This is a genomic window from Rhodococcus koreensis, assembly GCF_017068375.1.
Lineage (GTDB): Bacteria > Actinomycetota > Actinomycetes > Mycobacteriales > Mycobacteriaceae > Rhodococcus_F > Rhodococcus_F koreensis.
In genome coordinates this window covers 6,897,749-6,917,577 of record NZ_CP070609.1, presented here as the reverse complement: position 1 = coordinate 6,917,577, position 19,829 = coordinate 6,897,749, and the positions used below count along the sequence as shown (strand labels likewise).

Below are 19,829 nucleotides of genomic sequence, written 5' to 3'. Positions count from 1 at the left end.
CGGTCTCTCATCGCATCACCCGCTCGACCGCGAAGAGCCGCGCGTAGAAGTCGATGAGTGCCCGGCGCGACGTCTCCCACGACAGCTGCTGCTCCACCCGAGCCCGGCCCAGTTCGCCCATCCTGTGACGTTTCCGGGAGTCCCGTAACAGCTCGTCGATCCCAGCCGCGAAGGCCGATTCGTCATTGGCCGGGGCGTAGACAGCGGACTCCCCCGCCGATACTCGCGACTCGACGAGTTCGAACGAGACGAGTGGCCGCCCCATCGCCATGTACTCGACGACCTTGTTCATCGTCGACACATCGTTCAACGGGTTTCGTGGGTCAGGCGCAAGACAGACGTCGGCGGTCGACAGACACCGCTGCACGAACTCGTCGGGGACCCGGCCGGTGAATTCGACCGTGTCCGTGAGCCCGAGCTTCTCGCTGAGGGCGACCATGTCTTCGAAGGCGTCCCCCGCGCCCATGAATATGCAGTGGAGGTCGTCCCGGCCGAGGCCGTCCCGCAGGTGAGCGAGGGCGCGTAACGCATAGTCGACGCCGTCCTGCGGACCCATCACCCCCAGGTATGCCGCGAGATACCGCTTGCCGCGCCTCAGGCTCGGATCGGGGTCTCGGCGGACGAATCGACTCAGATCGGGCGCACTCCGGACGACGGTAACCCGCTCCGGCGCCAGATGACCGCGCTCGAGTGCAACCCGCCGATAGCTCTCGTTCGTCGAGATGACAGCGTCGGCGGCGGCCAGTGTGAGCCGTTCCAGGAGTCTGGTCGCCCAGTAGAGGACCTGGCCGCCTCGGGGAAACCGGGACAGGAAGAGTTCGGGCACGAGATCGTGGTGGTCGAACACGAACTTGGCGCCGACCGGGCGAAGCAGCGCAGCGACGAGGAACAGCAGGTCGGGCGGATTGCAGGCGTGGACGGCATCGACCCGATCTTGTCGGCGCACCCGAAGAGCGAGCCGCGTGGTGTGCCACAACGCCAGCCCGTACTCCCGCAGATAGCCCAACGGCCCACCCTCCGCGGCACGCAGGGGGTAGCGGAGAATGCGGACCCCGTCGATCGTGACGTCCGGCTCCCTGTCCTGGGTGGTCCCCATCGGGCAGATCACTGTGACGCGATAGCCGGCCTCCACCAACGCAGTGCTCTCCTGCCACACCCGGCGGTCGAACGGTACCGAAAGGTTCTCTACCAGAATCAGAATGTGCCGACTCATCACACCTCCACCACTTCGGTGAGCAGACGCTCGAATCCTCGCGCCGTGTCTTCGATCCGGAACTGCTGTTCCACCCGTGCACGCCCCGACAACCCCTGCCGAGTGCGCAGCCCCGGGTCCGCGGCCAGGGCGAGGAGCCGCTGCGCCATCGCATGCGCATCTCCGACCGGCACCACGTAGCCCTGTTCACCATCGGTGACCATGTCTCGCAGGCAACCGCAGTCGGTGACCACGAGCGGCACGCCCGCGGCCATGGACTCGATCGCGATGATCGGCACTCCCTCGTGCACCGACGACAGACAGGACACGTCGAGCCCCGGCAGGAGTTGTCGCACGTCCCGTCGAACGCCCATGAAGCGTGTGCGGCCGGCAATCCCGAGTTCATCCGCAAGAGTGCGTAACTCGGCCTCACGTTCGCCGCCGCCGATCACGACCAGCCGCACCCGCACATCAGACTCCGCCACGGAAGAAATCGCTTCGAAGAGCATCTGGTGCGCCTTCTGATCGCTGAGGCGACCGACGATACCGACGATGAAGTCCCGCGGGTCGAGACCGAATGCGGCCCTGGCAAGCTCGGAGTCGGTGTTTCGCGGCAGCGGAGGCAGCACGATCCCGTTCGGAATCACCACCTCGCGGGTGCGTCGCCAGGCGAAGCGCCCAACACCCTCCTCTCGGCGCAGGTACTCGCCTTGCCGAGGGGCGAGCAGGACGAGCGCGTCGGACAGCCACAACGTTTCCACCGTGGAGCGCGGCAGGCAGCGCTTGCCGACCGACGTCAGGTCCATGTCGTGAGCGGCGACGATGTTGGCACGCGCTCCCGCCAGCCTTGCCGCAATTCGCCCCAGCGCCAGTGCCGCTCGATGATGATGAGTGACCAGCACCACGTCCGTGCGATCGCGTCGCAGGCTGCGGATCAACCGTGGCAGGGTTCGCACGTCGTAGCGCCCCGTACGCCCCAGCACTTCGACCTCGAATCCTGCCCTCCGGAACTCCTCGCCGAGGGGCCCGGCCTCGCGCAGACAGATCAGACGTGGTCGTACGACCCGTGGATCGAAGTTCCGGAACAGTTCCAGCATCAGGAGTTCGACACCCCCGACGAACGTCAAGTCCAACACCAGACTGAGCCGGATCGGCCTCGTCGAACGAGGTGGGAGTCGCCCCGCCACCTCCTCGAGCGCGAGTTCGCTCTCGGCGACGCTTGCGCGCAGGCTGAACTCGGACTCGACTCGCGTCCGCGCCGCGAGGCCCATTTCCCGGGATTTCTTCGGCTCCGACAGCACTCGGAGCAGCTTCTCGGCGAGCGCACGCGGCGAACGCGGGGGCACGAGAAATCCGGTCACCCCCTCCGTGATCATCTCCGGGACGCCGCCCACCGCGGTACAGACCGCCGGCCGACCCGCGGCCATTGCCTCGAGCAGCGCCATCGGAAAACATTCCACGCTGTACGAGCTCAGGACGAAGACGTCCATCCCTCCGAGCAAATCTTTCACGTCGTGACGAGACCCGGTGAAGACCACATGGTCGGCGATGCCCAGCTCACTGGCCAGCTGTTCCAGCTCGCCTCTCATCGGCCCGTCTCCGACCACCAGGAACTTCGCGGCCGGCAGCTCGTCGATGACCAGCCGTGCCGCGTGCAGCAGCGTGGCGTGGTCCTTCTCGGGCCGCAGCGCGGCAAGTATCCCCACCACTCGGTCGAGCGGCCCGATCCCGAACTCCGCGATCGCCGCCCGATCTCCACTCGGATCGAACGCTGCGGGATCCACCCCGTTGTGGATTATTCGGATCTTGCCCGGCGGGATGTGCAGATCGCCGACCAGATAGGAAACTTGCGCCTTCGCCACACCGAAATACGCGCTCGTGACCGGGCCGAGTGCGCGGTCGGCGAACCGCCGAAGGACACTCCTCGTGGTGGTCTCACCGCAGTTGTGAACCCATACGACCGTCCGTGGAACTCGGGCCAGGACAGCCGCGACACGGCCGAGAGTCTCGGCGTTGAAGCCGCGCACGATCATGATGTCCGGGGAAATCCTGCGCGTCTCACGCACGAGGTCCCAAAGGGCACCGACCGCCTGCAACTTCGTTCGTCCCAACGCCAGGGCGGGAACAGCACCGGCCGCCAGGGCCGGATACAGTTCGCCCTCGCTTCCGATGCAGATGACGCTGGGCTCGAACCGTTCTCGGTCCAGTCGGGGAAACAGCGTTGCAGCGTGCCGCTCCGCTCCCCCGACGCGGAGGTCCGGCACCACATGCAACACCCGCAGTGGGCGATCGGCCGTCACCGCCGCACCTCCTGGTAAAGGGCATCGAAACGGCGCCACACGACGTCGACGTCGAATTCGGCCCGGATGCGCTCCAACGCCTGCGCTCCGATGCGGGTGCGGGCATCGTCGTCGTAGACCACGTGACGCAAGGCTTGCGCGAGTGCGTCCACGTCGTCGACCGGAACCAGCACCCCACAACGGTCGTCGATCAGTTCGGGGATGCCCCCCACGGCGCTGGCGACAACACACAGACCGTGGGCCATCGCCTCGAGTATCGCCATCGGCTGGCCCTCGTTGCGCGAGGGCAGGGCCAGTACGTGGGAGCTCGCCAACAATTCGGGCACCCGAGCCGGATCGATCCATCCGAGCACCGTGACGGTGGATCCCACCGACAGCTCGTCGACCCTGTCCCGCGCGCGCTGCACTTCGCCGTCACCGGCGATCGTCAGTCGCGCACGCTCGCCTCCGTCGCCGACCATCTTCGCCCACGCGTCGAGCAACGTGAAAGTCCCCTTGCGATCGCCGATGCAGCCGAGGAACAGCACGTGCACCTGTTCACTTCCGGACGGCTGCCGTACCGGACGGCAAGGCCGGACCGCGTTGGGAACAGAGACGATCCGTGCCTGTGGCGCAATCCGCTCGAGGCGCTCCACCCAGCAGTCGCCGAGCGCCACCACCACGTCCGCACCGGTGAGGGTGGCGCGGACGATCGCCTGAAATGGGCGCGGCGATCGGCTGTAGAACTGATGGAAATCGGAACCGTGCACGTGCATCACGATCGGCACCCGGAAGATTCGACATATCCAGGCGAGGATCACCTTCCGGATGAAGCTGCCGGCGACGGAGGTATGAAGATGTACCACATCCGGCCGGTCGCGAACCAGAGCAGCCACGAACGCACCCAGCCCTGTCGCGAACACCACGATTTTCGTCGCGACCGTCCCGTTCCGGTGAGTGCTGACATGGCGAACGTTCCACAACTCCCACAGCGGAGTGCCTTGCATCGTTCGGACGAAGCTTGCCACGCCGCCCCGGGTGGACGTGCTGGTAGATGCCCACAGGGCCCGCTGCCGCTTCATGTTGGTTCCTGTGCTGGGACCGAGTCAGTCGCGCGTCGAGGCGGATCCGGTGTCATCTGGTCCGCGGGAGCCCGCTCTGCCCAGCCGATTACGATTCCGACGAGCAGCATCACGACCGCGTTCGGAAAGTCGAAGAACCGTAGATCTACCGTGAGGCCCGCGATCACCAGCACAACGAAGGCCATCATCGCCACCAGCGCGAGACGCCTCCCGCACAGGCCGTCGGCCGGCAGCACCCGGAATGCGTGGAAGAGACCACTGGCGAGGAGAAGAAGCACCGCGAGCCACAGAACCAACCCGATCAGCCCCAGTTCCGCCGCGATTCCTAGCTCATTGAAATGGGACGCGATTCCGAAGCCGCGAATCCATGGCACATCCGGCGCCCACCTCTGGTGATGGTACGTGTTCATCGCGGTGAAGCGCCCGATCCCCCACCCCGCCAACGGTTTTTCCTGGACTGCCCAGATCGCCGTCTCCGCAGTGTTGAGCCGATCCTGCAGTTCGTCGGGTGATCCGACGCCACCCGCGGACCGATCGCTGCTGGTGAAGGTCGACCACTTGATGGCCACGGCGGCCGTCATGACCGCACCGGTCATGACGAACCCGGTCCGAAATCCCTTGGCAAACGTCGCACCAATCAAAACCACCACAGTGAATGCCAGCCAGACGACTCGCGTGTGGGTGAGATAGACGCCGTATGCGCACGCTACCGCGATAGCGATGGCCAGAATCCTGCTCCACCGGGGTTCACTGCGCGTTGCGGCAAGAAGGAGCGCCACGATGAAACCGAGGGTCAACACCACGCCGTTGACCACAGGCTGGTCGAAGATGCCGACGGCTCGCCCCTCCCAGCTCGGAGACTCGACTATGTAGCGTGGCCAGACGAGTGCGGTCGGACCATGAAACTGCAGAATGCACATCGCTGCCGAGTAAGCGCCGAGCGACAGGATCGTCCACAGAAGTAGCCGGACTGCAGACGCCCGGTCGAATGTGTACCGCCCCACGAGAAACACCGTGAACGGAATGATGGTGCCGGTAAGTACGAATCGCGGTACGGAGAGTTCTGCGCCGGACAGAGGGATTACGGAGCCGTACTGGTGCGAGGAGAACATCGACATCACGTTCCAGGTGACGTAGAGAACCATTGCACACTCGATGGCGCCCAGACGCGGAGCGCGGTTGATTCCCCGGGCAATCCAGATTGCCCACGCGCCCACAACGCCGAGGTACGCCAGGACGAAGGGATCCACGGGCAGAATGCTGGGTAGGGCGACCCGGAGAAACGTGGTGACCAACAGCAGGAGCACAGCGACCACCGGATCGCGAAGCCCGGCGAAGACGAGAACACTGCCGACGGCGCCGAGCAAGAGGAGCACACCGAATTGAGTCGGCACCTTCGCGGCGGCTGCAAGCACGACGAGCACAGCCACGGGGAACACCGCGCCCACCATCCATCGGGAGGTCCATCCACCCGTGGACGAGACACTGGCGGGGTCGGCGAGGCTCGGTGTCCGTCTCATGTCATCAGGTCACGGACGCGCGGTTCGATCCGGAGCGGACTCGCGGACCTTCACGAGGTCGACCGTTTCCAACTCGTCCGAGTCCGCCGGCTCGGCCGACTCGTCCGACTCGGCCGATGGCGGGATCGGCGCACTGCGTCGTGCGCATCGAGGATCGATGATGACGGCACCAAGCAATCTCGACTCCACCTGCCCGAGCAGCCGACATGCCTCCACCGTTTCGGGGACCCGCGTGCGGCGCCTTTCGACCACCAGCACTACCGCGTCTGCTGCCGCGCAGATCACCTGCGCTTCAGCTGCTTCAGTGATCGGCGGAGCCTCGACGACAACCATGTCGGCGATACTGTGGGCGTGTTGGAGCAGGTTGCCGAACCGCTCACGGGTGAACAGCGCGTAGGGATCACCGTTTCCCGTTCCACTCGGCATCTCCGGCATCTCGCCGGGTACCGCCTCCTGGATGAACCCGGCGATCGCAGGTGGGGTGGCCTCAGCGAGGAAATCCGCAACGCCCGGAACTTCATCGGTATTCGTGGCGCTCTCGGAACCGTGCAGATCCGCCCGCAGAATCAAGGATCGTTCGCCCTGGATCGCCCTGTGCTCGGCAATTGCCCGCGCAACCTGGGCAACGCCCTCCGTACGCCGCGGCGCGGTCACCACAACCGTTGCCGGGCGGGGAAGATCGGCTAAGCCGACGATGTTTGCCAAACGTCGGAATTGCGCCTCGCGACGCTGTTCCGCCCGAGGTTTCCCACCACGCGGAACCTCGACCAGAGTATCCACGCCGACCTTCGCACGCACGTCGTCGGCGGTCGTGAGGCGTTTCGACACCGCATCCAGCGCGAGAGCGGCAACGCACCCGAGTATCAGGCCGCCGAACAGCCCGAGTACCGCGTTCCGTACCAGAGACGGGCTCTCCTCTGCGACGCCCGCAGCGAGCTGCTGATCCTGCAGCTCGTTCGTCGTGTCCAACTCGATCGCAGTGATTCGGTCCTGGAGCTGCGCCATTGCGACGGGGTCTGCTTCGGGGGACGAACGTTGCTCCTCGAGCTGTTGCCTGAGCTCTTCGAGGGTGCCGGCTCTGCCTGCGAACCTGACGGTGTTGACATCGTCGCGGAAAGCCCCGGCCATTGCGGCTGCCGAGGACGCCGCGACCTTGGGATCGTTCGCGGTGGCGTCGATGTAGAGGATCGGACTCGCAGCAGCCGTGCTGGCGGCGAAGGTCACATCGTCGGGAACGTCCGCGCGAGCCCGGATCCGCTCCTGGTAGGGCCCGTTGTTGAAGTAGTCGACATACCCCACCACGAGGATTGCGTCCTGCTCGGGGGCCCGGCCCGGCGAGGAGACGATCAGCGCCGCCCTGCCCGTATAGCTGGTCCCGGCTTCCTTCGCCGCCACGACCGCTCCGAGAACCGCCAGTGCAGCAACGAAGACGACCAACACGCGACGGCGCCAAATGCGCTCGAGCTGGACGTTCAATGTGCTGGTCATCTGCCCCTCCACCATCAGGTTGCGGAGAATTGCGCGCCCCCGCTGAGATGTCGGGCGGCTCGGCACGCCATCGTTCAACCCACGGCGCCGACCCGAAATGTCGACTAAGCGATCTTCCCGACCTCAAGATTAATTTACTCCATAGAAGAGTACCTGCGGTATGGTTTTGGCGGATTTTTCATATTTGACGACTAGCACACGCGGCCGAGTATCATCATTCGCCAGAGGTGAGATCGTTGGATCTTCCGAAAACAAGAGTTGCAGTCGTCGCGGCCGCCAGGTTCCACCTCCGGCCGCTCCGCCGGATTCATCTTGCACGCCGGGCCCCGGCCTTACGCCTCGGCCCGGTAGTCGTCGCCGGACAAGAGGTGGCGCTCCGTTCCCCTCGGCTGTCCGACGCAGCCGCCTGGCGGGAAATTCGGCTGCGAGATCAGCGTCTGATCGAACCGTACTGGGTCAGTTCTGCCCTGAGCTGGCCGGAGCGCCACACCGAGGCGATCTGGGTGGACGAATGCCTCCAGTCACGAAAAGCCGCCCGTGCCGGATTAGCGCTGCCGCTGGTGGTCGAGATCGACGGGCGCTTTGCGGGGCAATGCAATCTCGAGCGTATCGACGTGCGCACCAAGACCGCAGAGTTAGGCATCTGGCTCGACGCCCGGGTGACGGGCAAGGGCGTGTGCGCAGGTGTGGGCGTGCTACTCGCGGAATACGCGATCAGTACGTTGGGACTACGCCGAGTCACCGCGCCCATCTGTGTGGACAATGCTGCGGCTGCGAAGCGTGCTGAGCGCATGGGCCTGAGACGCGAGGGCACAATGGCCAGCTTCCTCGACGTCGGCGGCCGCCGTCGAGATCACGACCTGTGGGCGATCACGCCGGAAATGTGGGCGCTCGCCCCGAAGACGGGGGACCCACATCCCGACACCATCCAACATTGACGGCCCCCTGACCACCGCATTCGCGGCGCGCGATTCGCCCGAAACACGAACGGCGCGTTATCGTTCCGTAGCCCGGCGCGACTGTTCCGACTCTACGAGCGCGAACACTCGCTCGAACGCCTGCTTGCTCGCAGACACCTGCGCGCGTGCCTGCGCACGCAGGTCGGATCGCAGACCCGGGGCCTCCCTCCACATGCGGTGAATCGCACGCGTGAGCCGTTCGTCGAGCCCGTCCTCAGCGAGCTGAACCAACTCGACACCGCCGGGGAACATCCCGCTCAGGCCACCGAGTTTGTCGTCGTAATAGCGCGAAGTCGACAGGCCCACAACCGGAATTCCCTGGGCGAGAGCGAAAACCGCAACGTGGTATGCGCCGGTGACGAGTACACGACATCGCGCCACCTCGGACACCAGGTCCCGGGCACTGGCGAAGCGCCCCACCGTGGGTCTCACGATCGGGAACCCGTCGACCAACGGCATCGTCGAGTGACGATCTTCGGCCTCGTATTCGGAGACGATCAGCGGGACGAGACCAGCGTCGACCGTGCCGGCGAACCCCCTCAACACACGGCCGACGACATCCTGCGCCCTGTCCGTGACCGGGGAGTATCCGGCCACGCGAAGGCAAACCCCGATGTCGGTCCCGATCGTGTCGGATTGCATGCCGTAGGCCAACTCCACCGCGTCGTCCCCGGTAACCACGACCCGCTCGGAAGGCACGCCGAGCGACCGCAGGAGAGCGGGACCTCGCTCTTGCTCTCGGACCGCGATGAGGTCGACCTTCGGCAAGACACGCATGGCATGAGCGAGTATGTGTTCTCCTGTGAGCGGTCCGATGCCCTGTCCGCACATCGCGGTCGGTATGTGCAGGTCAGCCGCACGCTCGAGCAGATCGAGGGTGCGGTGAGCCTGGTAGGGATCCACGTCGGTCATGTAGCCGCCGCCCATCGCGAGCACCAGTGAGGCATCGCGGACGGCCATCGGAATGCGCGGAATTCGCCCGGTTTCGTCCGGCACGGCGGTCGGTGTGCGAAGGGAGTCCCGGACCTTGCGCGCGTAGTGCCGTGGACGATCAGAGACAGCCCACCAGCCCGCCGAGACCGGGCCGACCAACCGGGGCCCGGCGTACGCTGGCACCTGCCACCACGGTCCGGATCGTGACCATCTGCTCCCACGTCGATAGGTCACCGGCTCGGCGGCGGGAGCGAACGCGCGCAGCAACGACGGTGCGTAGGTCAGAACGCCGAGCCGCGCACCCGGCCATCGCTCACTCAGGCGCCGGACGGTGACGTCGAGGATGGCGAGGTCACCTCGATTGGTAAGCCAGTACTCCCCGTTCTCGATCAATACACGCACAGTCGAACTGTCGATGCCCGTCGAGTCGGCCTCATAGTTCGCCATTACTGTCCTTGAACGGTCCGGAGAGATATCCAGTACGGCTCCAGTCTCGCGCAGCAGCGCTGGGCCGACAACAGTCTCGTCAGATGCAGCCGGGGAACAGATTTCCGATCGACGCCACTTGCGAGTGCACCCCAGCGGGGAGAGACTCGTCTCGACAGTACCGCACACTTGTAGGCACTGCACCCTCCACACCCCGGAGTTCGGCTATGTCGATTGCACGCGACGACGGCTCAGCCCGCAGGTCGTTCACACGCTCCAACGAACTGCAGTCCCGGCTGAACAGATTGGTCCCGGGCGGCGCGCACACCTATGCGCGCGGACCCGACCAGTATCCGGACTTCATGGCGCCCGTTCTCGTTCGCGGTTCAGGCGCCCGCGTATGGGATGCGGACGGAAACAGTTTTGTCGAATACGGCATGGGTCTGAGATCGGTGACGTTGGGGCACGGCTACCGTCCTGTGACGGACGCCGTGTGTGCGGCGATCGCCGATGGGACGAACTTCAGCCGGCCGACCGAACTCGAACTGCATGCCGCGGAAGATTTCCTCGAACTGGTTCCCGCCGCGGACATGGTGAAGTTCGCCAAGAACGGGTCGGACGTCACCACCGCCGCGGTCCGCCTTGCACGGGCGGTGACGGGTCGAGATGTGGTGGCCATCTGCAATCAACCCTTCTTCTCGGTCGACGACTGGTTCATCGGTACCACCGCGATGAACAGTGGCGTCCCCACCGATGTCGCCGCCAGATCCGCCGGTTTCGCGTACAACGACCTCGCTTCGCTCAGCGCACTTTTCGACTCGAATCACGGTCAGATCGCCTGTGTCATCCTCGAAGCCGCCACCGCAACGGCGGAGCCGGAACCTGGCTTCCTGCAGGGGGTCCGCACCCTCTGTGACCGACACGGCGCACTACTCATCTTCGATGAGATGATTACCGGATTCCGCTGGTCGGCCGGCGGTGCACAGTCGGTCTACTCGGTCGAACCCGACCTGTCGTGCTGGGGAAAGGCCATGGGCAACGGCTTTCCGATCTCGGCCCTCGCCGGTAAACGTGAGTACATGGACCTAGGGGGCCTGAATACGGACCGTGAGCGTGTGTTTCTCCTGTCGACCACGCACGGCCCCGAGTGCGCCGGGCTGGCGGCCTTCCGAGCGGTCGTTCACGTCTACGCCACCGAAGACCCCATATCGCACATGATGCAGTCGGGACAGCTCTTGGCCGATGGTGTCAACGCAGCCGCAGCAGAGATGGGTGTCGCAGACTACGTCCAAGTGATCGGCAGGCCATCCTGCCTCGTCTTCGTCACCCGAGACCCCGAACGTCAACCATCGCAGGAGTTCCGCACGCTCTTCCTACAGGAACTGCTGTCGGGCGGGGTGCTCGGTCAATCATTCGTCACATCCGCAGCACACACCCCGGCGGACATCGCCCACACCCTCGAGGCGACCCGACGTGCCCTGCAGACCTACAGCAAGGCAATCGAATCCGGCAGCGTGGCGGAATTCCTCCGCGGCCGGCCCGTCGCCCCCGCCCTCCGCCGGTATGCCGCACCCCGCAGAATCGGCCCATCGGACTAGTCGCCGGGTTCGCCTCGGAGGCGCCTCCCCGATGTCTACACTGAAGTGTGTAAGGCGGATCTCCGTCCTCGAGCGATCCTTCCTGGTCAGAGCTCTCGGGAGGTCTCGGCCGGAACCCTCACTTCAGTTTCACGGGAGGACTCGATCGATATGTCTCATCCACCGGGCGAACCATCGAAACACTGGCCGCCGCCAGAAGACCGGGACAGAGTTCACTGGCACATCGAACGCGAACTGCGCGAGGAGCTGTTGGCCAGCACCCCCGACACGCGGGAGGCTGTCACTCGTGACGTATACAACCGCCTGTTCGAGGAGGTTCCATGGCATCGAGCGCATGTTACGGACGCGGCGTCCGAAGAAGCCTTCGAAGAGGTATGGTTCCAGCAGTACGGAGCTCTGACTCGGCCAACGGACACCTTGGTCGACGTAGGCTGCGGGACAGGGGCGCTGATTCGCCGGTTCGCGCCCGCCGTGCGCGACTGCATCGGCATCGATGCCTCGGACACGATGGTGAAACTGGCGGACCAGGAGCGACCGGCCAACGCACGCTTCATGGTCGGTAGCGTACTCAACCCACCGCTCCCGCCGTCCTCCGCCGATTTCGTGGTAAGCCGTCAGGTCATGGAGCACCTGCACCCCGACGATGTTCCCGAGCATCTGGCCGCGGTACGGAAGATTCTGCGTCCGGGAGGTCGCTTTCTCATCGAAACACCCAGTCGACTGACCGGCCCTTGGGACATTTCGCGCGGCTTCACTCCAGTGGCCACGGGCTTTCACTTGAAGGAATACACCAACGGGGAGTTGGGCGCCATGCTGCGCGATGCGGGTTTCCGGCGCGTGCGCGGCCGCGCCGTGCCGAGTCGGATATTGACACACCTCGGCAGGATCAAGCGTCACGCGTATGTGCCGGTCGCAGTGAAGGCGATCATCGAGCGTCCGTTGCAGGCAGCCCCGCCGTCCCTTCGTGCGAAGCTCGCCGGCCCACTCGCGGTCCGTGAAGTCATGTTGATCGCCGAGCGCAGGTAGCGCACACCGAAGGGACACGAGGACCGCCGCGCCCTGTTTCACTTTCCCTGTGAGATAAGCGATTTGGGGTAGCGGACGTCCAGATCCGTCGCAATGTGATTCACAGGGCGGGACCGTCGACTGTCGCCTACAGCGCCCCCTCCTCGGTGGCACACCGGAATCCCGCGTGGAAAACGACACCGGTGGGTTGCATTTGTTCCCGGTAGTAGCCCTCTTTGTAATAGACGGTGGACGTGCCGGGAATCAGTGTACGGACGAAGTATGTGTCGGCACCGTTGGCGAACGTCTGCCGTACGCCGTTGAGCCACAGCTTGATCCATCCGGTCGCGTCCGACGCCGACCAGTTGATCTGCATCTTCACGTCATGCCAACTCCCCACGTCCAGTGGGGTGTCGAAGATGGACAGCGTTTCCAGATCGGCGCCGGGAAGCGACTGCTTGTTGACGACGAGCGACCAGTAGCCGTTCCGCTGGCTCACATACCATCCGACCGGTGGGCTTCCGATACTCACGTCCTGGTGCCACTGGTTCGTCAGCCCCCAGCCCAGGCTGGCGTGGTTCTGTGGAAATGTGGAGTCGAATTTAGTGGCGAACTGATACCAGCGTGCCTGGCCCTCGAAGCCGCCGGTGTCGTTCCCGGCCGCCACCTCGGAACGCTCACCTTCCCCGAACGACGGGGCGTCGCCGCTGCGGACCTCGAAGCGAGCGGCCTGGCCATATGTCGCGTCCGGGACGATGCTCGCGGAATAGGTGGGGACGTAGCCCGTTCCGGGGCCGTTGTAGCTCTTGTTCTGCACCGAAGGCCATTGAGAGAAGTTGCCGCCGCTGTAGTCGCCCGTGAAGACCCGCCCCGCGGTCGGCGCGGCGCTTGCCGCTACCGTCACAGCAAGCGGTGTGACCGACATGGCAACGACGACGGCCGCAACGGCCACACGCGAAGCAAACACAGGACGCGAGCGGAACATGGTGGCTCCATCACTTTGGGTGAGCGCGGCCTCCCACAGCCTTCTGTCCGCCCCCAACATAGGCAAGAGAGCTATCCATCACTTTGATGATGAGCGTACTCAGCCTGACATCTGGAAGCTAGTGGCTCCGGTCAGCGCAGTAGGCGCCGCGAAGCGAACTGGCGGAAGTACACGAGCTTCGACGGCTCGACCAGACCGGGAAGGATGAAGTACCAGACCCGTTCCATGCGACGCGGGAGATCATCGAAGGCGCCGGTCGCGCTCGCGACGACGTGAGCCCCGAGCAGCGACCCGAGCAGGAATGTGGACAGCGTCGTCGCGGAGACGTCGTCCTCCGCGAGAATGTCGCCCTCCTCGAGCGCGCGGGTGACGAGTCGTTCGAAACCCTGCTGCCACGACGCCACGACGTTGCCGTGCGTACCCTGGTAGTCGCCGATCTCGTGCTGCAGCCGCAACATCGCCGCGACGATCGGATCGGCACTCGCGGCCTCGATCGCCACGTAGGACAGGGCGACGAGCGCCTCCAGCGCCGGCGTCGGCCCGTCACTCACGGACGTCATACCTGCCGTGAGGCGGATCTGTCCCTCGTCGATGACACCGCGGGCGAGGTCTTCCTTCGAACTGAAGTGGAAGTACAACGCACCTTTGGTCACACCCGACTGCTCGATGATCTCGTTGAGACCCGCATTCGCGTAGCCGAGCCGTAAGAACACGTCGGCCGCCGCCATGAGGACCGAAGCCCGAGTTACCTCTGCTCGAACCTGTCTCGCCATCGACTGCCTCCCGAACAACCCCCCCGACGGGGCGCGCAAACTCCAGCGAACCCTAGCACTTGACAGGCTCAGCCCTCCGGAAGTTGAACCGCGAGTCGGAAAACGAGAACACGTTCACTACGGCGTCGCGCGGGGCCGATCGGTGCCCAACTGTGGATCCGCCTCGAGATTGGTCAGCCCGTTCCAGCACAGGTTGACGAGATGCGCGGCGACGACCTCCTTCGGCGGCGTCCGCTCGTCCAGCCACCACGTCGCGGTGGTGGACACCATTCCGACCAGCGCCTGCGCGTACAGCAGGGCGAGATCCGGATTGAACCCTCGCCGCGCGAAGTCGCCTGCAAGGATGTGCCCGACCTGGCCGATCGCCTCGTTGAGCAGGCTCGAGTACGTTCCGTCCGGCGCCGCCACCGGCGAGTCGCGGACGAGGATGCGGAATCCGTCGGTGTGCTCCTCCACATAGGTGAGCAGCGCCAGCGCCACCCGCTCGACCCGGATCCGGGAGCGGTTCTGCTTCAGCGACGACGTCACCATCTCCAGCAGCCGCGACATCTCCCGATCCACGACCACGGCGTAGAGGCCTTCCTTACCGCCGAAGTGTTCGTAGACGACCGGCTTGGAGACGTGGGCGCGCTGTGCGATCTCCTCGATCGACGTCGCCTCGTAGCCGCGCTCCGCGAACAGGGCTCGACCGATCTCGATCAACTGCTCCCGGCGTTGCGTGCCGGTCATCCGGGTGCGGACCGCCCTCTCGGGGGTCGCGTCCACGTCCGTGGGTCGGGGCACCGAGGCACCATCCTTTCCTGACACTCGCGACGACGAAGCGCCACGGGCAGCGCCGAAACACTGCAGGTAGCACCCACTCTATCGGGGCGTTCGGGACAAATTTCGGCAGCGGTTCGACGTCCGGCGGGTCGGCATGCGAGGATTCTCTCGCGCAAACGGGCGTGACACCCCGTGTGTGTGGCAATCCGCCGTAGTGTAATGGCAGCACCTCTGATTTTGGTTCAGATAGTTCAGGTTCGAGTCCTGGCGGCGGAGCAGAAGCCTGCGGAGATAATTCCTGCAGGTGGAGCTGTCGAGAACAGCAAGAGTGGAACGACCCAGAGGGAGCTTCATGCCAGTGCAGACCGCCGTGGTCGTCCTCGCCGCCGGCGCGGGAACTCGGATGCGGTCGAAGACCCCCAAGGTGTTGCACACCCTGGGCGGACGCACGATGCTGGCGCATTCCCTGCACGCCGCCGCGGAGGTCGATCCGACGCACCTCGTCACCGTCGTCGGTCATGACAAGGAACGCGTCGGAGTGGCCGTCGGCGCGCTCGAGACGGAACTGGGCCGCCCGATCGCGATCGCCGTACAGGAGGAGCAGAACGGCACCGGGCACGCCGTCGAATGCGGCCTGTCCGCCCTGCCCGCCGACTTCCACGGGACCGTGCTGGTCACCGCCGCGGACGTCCCCCTGCTCGACGGCCGCACCCTGCACGCTCTCGTCGACGAGCACCGCAGCGAACCCACCCCCGCGGCGGTCACGGTGCTGACGTTCACCGCCCCCGAGCCCCGGGGCTACGGTCGGATCATCCGCCTGCCCCACGACGGTGAGATCGCCGAGATCGTGGAGGAGGCCGACGCCACCGAGGAGCAGGCGGCCATCACCGAGGTCAACGCCGGCGTGTACGCGTTCGACGCCGAGTTCCTGCGCTCCGCGCTCGGGCAGCTCAACGCGAACAACGCGCAGGGCGAGCTGTACCTGACCGACGTCGTCAAGATCGCCCGCGAGGCCGGCGCCCCCGTCTTCGCCGCCCACCTGGCCGACTCCGCGAAGGTCGCAGGCGCCAACGACCGCGTCCAGCTGTCGAGGCTGGCCGCCGAACTCAACCGCCGGACCGTCGAGAACTGGATGCGGGCCGGGGTCACCGTCGTCGATCCGTCGAGCACCTGGATCGACGTCGGCGTCACGATCGCCCGCGACGTCACGATCCATCCCGGTGTGCAGCTGCTCGGCACCACCTCCGTGGGTGAGGACGCCGTCATCGGTCCCGACACCACCCTCACCGACGTGTCGGTGGGCGAAGGTGCCAGCGTGGTGCGTACCCACGGCTCGGAATCGACGATCGGCGCGGGCGCCACCGTCGGTCCGTTCTCCTACCTGCGTCCCGGCACCGTCCTCGGTGCGTCCGGCAAACTCGGCGCCTTCGTCGAGACGAAGAACGCCGACATCGGGGCACACACCAAAGTTCCTCACCTGACCTACGTGGGCGACGCCACGATCGGCGAGTACAGCAACATCGGTGCGTCGAGCGTGTTCGTCAATTACGACGGCGTCGCCAAGAGCCGTACGGTGGTGGGGTCACACGTCCGGACCGGATCGGACACCATGTTCGTCGCTCCGGTACAGGTCGGTGACGGTGCTTACACCGGCGCCGGCACGGTGCTGCGTTTCGACGTACCGCCGGGGGCACTCGCGGTCTCCGGAGGGAAGCAGCGCAATATTGACGGCTGGGTGCAACGAAATCGGCCCGGTACCGCCGCCGCCGAGGCGGCAGCCGCCGCGGGACCGCACCACAGTTCAGATCTGCACGAAACCGAGAAGCAAGATTTAAAGGATGGCATAGAGCAGTGACCGCGAATTGGATCGACAACCAGAAGAACCTCATGCTTTTTTCTGGTCGCGCGCATCCGGAGCTGGCCGAACAGGTCGCGAAGGAACTCGACGTGCGGGTCACCCCGCAGACTGCCCGTGACTTCGCGAACGGCGAGATCTTCGTCCGTTTCGAGGAGTCGGTCCGCGGCTCCGACGCCTTCGTGCTGCAGAGCCACCCGGCGCCGCTGAACACGTGGGTGATGGAACAGCTGATCATGATCGACGCGCTCAAGCGCGGATCGGCCAAGCGCATCACCGCGATCCTGCCGTTCTACCCGTACGCCCGCCAGGACAAGAAGCACCGCGGCCGTGAGCCCATCTCGGCTCGCCTGATCGCCGACCTCCTCAAGACGGCCGGCGCCGACCGCATCATCACGGTCGACCTCCACACCGACCAGATCCAGGGCTTCTTCGACGGCCCCGTCGACCACATGCACGCGCAGGGTCAGCTCGCCGAGTACATCCGCGGCAACTACGGCACCGACAACATCGCCGTCGTCTCCCCCGACTCCGGTCGCGTCCGGGTCGCCGAGAAGTGGGCCGACACCCTCGGCGGCGCGCCGCTGGCGTTCATCCACAAGACGCGCGACCCGCTGGTGCCGAACCAGGTGAAGTCCAACCGCGTCGTCGGTGACGTCGAAGGCCGCACCTGCATCCTGATCGACGACATGATCGACACCGGTGGAACCATCGCCGGCGCCGTGAAGATCCTCAAGGAAGCCGGCGCGGGCGACGTGATCATCGCCGCCACCCACGGCGTCCTGTCCGACCCGGCGGCCGAGCGTCTCGCCGCATGTGGTGCGCGGGAAGTCATCGTCACCAACACGCTCCCGATCGACGAGTCGAAGAAGTTCCCGACCCTCACGGTGCTGTCCATCGCGCCGCTGCTGGCTCGCACCATCAAGGAAGTTTTCGAGAACGGCTCCGTCACGTCGCTGTTCAACGGCAACGCCTAGGCGCTTCGCGCCTGTGAGTGGTTGACGAGTCCAGGGACTCGTCAACCACTCACAGGCGTAGCCTTGCCCGTGTGTTCACCGGGATCCCCACCGCTGCTCTCGACTTCTACGAGGACCTCGAGGCAGACAACAGCAAGAGTTTCTGGACCGCGCACAAATCCGTCTACGACGACTCGGTGCGCGCACCCATGACCGCCCTGCTCGCGGAACTCGAATCGGAGTTCGGCGCGGGCAAGGTGTTTCGCCCCTACCGCGACGTCCGGTTCTCGAAGGACAAGACGCCCTACAAGACCCATCAGGGCGGATTCGTCGAGACCCGCCCCGGCGTGGGCTACTACGTGCAGATCGACGCGGCCGGACTGTTCGTCGCGGGCGGCTTCTACTCGCATACCCCGCTGCAGGTCGGCCGCTTCCGTGACGCCGTCGACGACGACCGCAAGGGTCGCGAACTCGTCCGGCTCGTGAAGAAGGTCCGGTCGTCCGGCTTCGAGATCGGCGGCGACACGCTGAAGACGCGCCCCCGCGGTGTCGCCGAGGACCACCCGCGCCTCGACCTGATGCGGCACAAATCGCTCACCGCCAGCCGGAGCTACCTCTCCCCCGACTGGATCGAAACTCCCCGCGCCGCTGACGAAGTCCGCACTGCCTGGCGTTCGATGCGCCCGCTCGTCGACTGGCTGACCACCGTGATCGGTGCCGGAGAATGAAACTTACCGGTCGGGAAAACATGTGTGGCACACAGCGTTTCCTCGGCACTTTCCGGGGCCTCGACATGATCTTCGTCACGCTTGGCCGCAGAACCGCAGGTCGTACTTACGGCGATGTGACCCGCACGCGCGAATTCCCCTACTGTGGCTCGTCGTGATCGACGCGCAGACTCTCTCCGGCCCTATCGATATCGCTGCAATTCGAAACGTCCGGCGTTGGTCGCCGGGGGCGTGCGTATGGTGCGGAGACGACAACGCAGTCGAGATGTTCCGTAACGAACCTCGGTGTGGCACTTGCCGCGAGAAGGAAACGGTCATCGACGAAGCCCGCCGCTTCCTCGGCATGTACGGACTGCGTCCACTCGGCGGCACGTTGCAGTCCGACGACGACGAGGAGCGCGAGCACCGGGTCAACGCCCGCGACGCGCGCCGCGACCTCAACGAGACGAAGCTCTCGGAGCTCCCGGACCCGGCCGCAGTGCGCAAGGCGCTCCGTCCCCGGGCTGCCAGCGTGGTGTCGGAGCCGCGCAGCACCGCCCATTCCGGAACGTCGTCGGCCACTGCGTCGTCTCGCCCGAGCGCGTCCCGCACGTCGGCCACGCCGCCGGTGGCACCGGTGCGCACCGACGCCGTCGACGTCGCCGCGCTCGAATCGCGCGTTACCGGCCTGCTCGATCAGCTCTCGGCCATCGATGCTCAGATGAACCTGATCGGTGAGCCCGCCGGCCTCGCCGCACGCGCCCGGATCAGCGACCTCGAGAAGCAGCGCGCCACTGTGCTCCGCACCCTCGCGGCACTGGAGAAGGCCCGGATCGCGGCCGGCCAGTAGGCCACATCCTCCGGGCTGCCGCAGGGTGATACCGTCGCCCTTCGTGCAGCCCGTCTCCTCTCCCACCGCGCTGGTCATCGACGCGAAGAAACCGCCGATGGGCCCGATGCTGGTGACGCCCAATGCCCGGATCAACGGCTTTCCCGTGCCGCTTCGGTGGGGTCACAACGTCATTCCGGCGCCTCCCGGTGTGCACCACATCGAGATCGCGGTCCCGTGGATCTGGGAGCAGGGCAAGGCGCAGATCACCGTCGACAACCGGTACCACCCGGCGCCCCCGGTGTATTACGCGTCGCCGTTCAGCAGTTTCAGCAAGGGCGCCATCGACCACCGGCCGGTGAAGAATCCCGGTTTGCTCGGACTGCTGCTGATTCTCACCCCGGTACTCGTGATGATCCTCGCCGTGGTGGCGTTCGCCCTGTTCGGCTAGGCGCCCGGCCCCTAGCACCATTGACACTT

Annotated in this window: 17 protein-coding genes and 1 tRNA gene; 9 read left to right on the top strand and 9 right to left on the bottom strand. The window is 65.6% G+C overall.

Annotated elements, in window-relative coordinates; all coding sequences use genetic code 11:
• Positions 1 to 7 precede the first annotated feature (7 nt).
• The 5 genes from JWS14_RS31390 to JWS14_RS31370 are packed head-to-tail and all read right to left on the bottom strand — an operon-like array spanning position 8 to position 7,561.
• A complete protein-coding gene (locus tag JWS14_RS31390) occupies positions 8 to 1,213 on the bottom strand; it encodes a glycosyltransferase family 4 protein (RefSeq protein WP_095861180.1) in 1,206 nt (401 codons plus the stop codon).
• Positions 1,213 to 3,492 (bottom strand): glycosyltransferase, encoded by a 2,280-nt coding sequence (locus tag JWS14_RS31385; RefSeq protein WP_241031524.1) that lies wholly within the window; start codon positions 3,490 to 3,492, stop codon positions 1,213 to 1,215. The genes JWS14_RS31390 and JWS14_RS31385 overlap by 1 nt, the downstream gene beginning before the upstream one ends.
• On the bottom strand, positions 3,489 to 4,553 hold the full coding sequence (locus JWS14_RS31380) for a glycosyltransferase family 4 protein (RefSeq protein ID WP_095861181.1): 1,065 nt from the start codon (positions 4,551 to 4,553) through the stop codon (positions 3,489 to 3,491). The genes JWS14_RS31385 and JWS14_RS31380 overlap by 4 nt, the downstream gene beginning before the upstream one ends.
• Positions 4,550 to 6,073, bottom strand: coding sequence for an O-antigen ligase family protein (locus tag JWS14_RS31375; RefSeq protein ID WP_143548879.1), 1,524 nt, complete (start codon positions 6,071 to 6,073; stop codon positions 4,550 to 4,552). Before JWS14_RS31375 ends, JWS14_RS31380 begins: the two co-directional genes overlap by 4 nt.
• 9 nt (positions 6,074 to 6,082) lie before the next feature.
• Positions 6,083 to 7,561: a P-loop NTPase family protein gene (locus tag JWS14_RS31370; protein WP_095861183.1), complete on the bottom strand. Its 1,479-nt coding sequence runs from the start codon at positions 7,559 to 7,561 to the stop codon at positions 6,083 to 6,085.
• Positions 7,562 to 7,797: 236 nt separating this feature from the next.
• Here JWS14_RS31370 and JWS14_RS31365 point away from each other — a divergent pair, with 236 nt between their 5' ends.
• Positions 7,798 to 8,499, top strand: a complete 702-nt coding sequence (locus JWS14_RS31365; RefSeq protein WP_095861427.1) for a GNAT family N-acetyltransferase — start codon at positions 7,798 to 7,800, stop codon at positions 8,497 to 8,499.
• A gap of 57 nt (positions 8,500 to 8,556) precedes the next feature.
• On the opposite strand, the gene JWS14_RS31360 is transcribed toward JWS14_RS31365, so the two are convergent.
• Positions 8,557 to 9,900: a polysaccharide pyruvyl transferase family protein gene (locus tag JWS14_RS31360; RefSeq protein WP_072940989.1), complete on the bottom strand. Its 1,344-nt coding sequence runs from the start codon at positions 9,898 to 9,900 to the stop codon at positions 8,557 to 8,559.
• A gap of 206 nt (positions 9,901 to 10,106) precedes the next feature.
• Here JWS14_RS31360 and JWS14_RS31355 point away from each other — a divergent pair, with 206 nt between their 5' ends.
• Together JWS14_RS31355 and JWS14_RS31350 are read left to right on the top strand one after the other, a co-directional pair.
• On the top strand, positions 10,107 to 11,477 hold the full coding sequence (locus JWS14_RS31355) for a glutamate-1-semialdehyde 2,1-aminomutase (protein WP_072940992.1): 1,371 nt from the start codon (positions 10,107 to 10,109) through the stop codon (positions 11,475 to 11,477).
• A gap of 150 nt (positions 11,478 to 11,627) precedes the next feature.
• Positions 11,628 to 12,503: a class I SAM-dependent methyltransferase gene (locus tag JWS14_RS31350; protein WP_095861184.1), complete on the top strand. Its 876-nt coding sequence runs from the start codon at positions 11,628 to 11,630 to the stop codon at positions 12,501 to 12,503.
• A 127-nt stretch (positions 12,504 to 12,630) separates the two neighbouring features.
• On the opposite strand, the gene JWS14_RS31345 is transcribed toward JWS14_RS31350, so the two are convergent.
• The 3 genes from JWS14_RS31345 to JWS14_RS31335 form a co-directional block, all read right to left on the bottom strand.
• On the bottom strand, positions 12,631 to 13,467 hold the full coding sequence (locus JWS14_RS31345) for a polysaccharide lyase family 20 protein (RefSeq protein ID WP_241031523.1): 837 nt from the start codon (positions 13,465 to 13,467) through the stop codon (positions 12,631 to 12,633).
• Between the two features lie 131 nt (positions 13,468 to 13,598).
• Positions 13,599 to 14,240 carry a ScbR family autoregulator-binding transcription factor gene (locus tag JWS14_RS31340; RefSeq protein WP_072940999.1) on the bottom strand — a complete coding sequence of 214 codons (642 nt, stop codon included), beginning with the start codon at positions 14,238 to 14,240 and terminating at the stop codon, positions 13,599 to 13,601.
• A 117-nt stretch (positions 14,241 to 14,357) separates the two neighbouring features.
• Positions 14,358 to 14,969: a TetR/AcrR family transcriptional regulator gene (locus JWS14_RS31335; RefSeq protein WP_241031699.1), complete on the bottom strand. Its 612-nt coding sequence runs from the start codon at positions 14,967 to 14,969 to the stop codon at positions 14,358 to 14,360.
• A 238-nt stretch (positions 14,970 to 15,207) separates the two neighbouring features.
• Here JWS14_RS31335 and JWS14_RS31330 point away from each other — a divergent pair.
• From JWS14_RS31330 to JWS14_RS31305, 6 genes are all read left to right on the top strand, one after another.
• Positions 15,208 to 15,278, top strand: a tRNA-Gln gene (locus tag JWS14_RS31330).
• A 76-nt stretch (positions 15,279 to 15,354) separates the two neighbouring features.
• Entirely contained in the window at positions 15,355 to 16,857 is a 1,503-nt protein-coding gene (gene glmU / locus JWS14_RS31325) for a bifunctional UDP-N-acetylglucosamine diphosphorylase/glucosamine-1-phosphate N-acetyltransferase GlmU (protein ID WP_095861185.1), read from the top strand.
• On the top strand, positions 16,854 to 17,834 hold the full coding sequence (locus JWS14_RS31320; protein ID WP_072941005.1) for a ribose-phosphate diphosphokinase: 981 nt from the start codon (positions 16,854 to 16,856) through the stop codon (positions 17,832 to 17,834). The genes glmU and JWS14_RS31320 overlap by 4 nt, the downstream gene beginning before the upstream one ends.
• Before the next feature lie 71 nt (positions 17,835 to 17,905).
• Positions 17,906 to 18,541 (top strand): DUF2461 domain-containing protein, encoded by a 636-nt coding sequence (locus JWS14_RS31315; RefSeq protein ID WP_005238799.1) that lies wholly within the window; start codon positions 17,906 to 17,908, stop codon positions 18,539 to 18,541.
• Between the two features lie 265 nt (positions 18,542 to 18,806).
• Entirely contained in the window at positions 18,807 to 19,370 is a 564-nt protein-coding gene (locus JWS14_RS31310) for a hypothetical protein (protein WP_072941010.1), read from the top strand.
• A 43-nt stretch (positions 19,371 to 19,413) separates the two neighbouring features.
• Entirely contained in the window at positions 19,414 to 19,800 is a 387-nt protein-coding gene (locus tag JWS14_RS31305) for a hypothetical protein (protein WP_095861186.1), read from the top strand.
• The last annotated feature ends 29 nt before the right edge of the window (positions 19,801 to 19,829 follow it).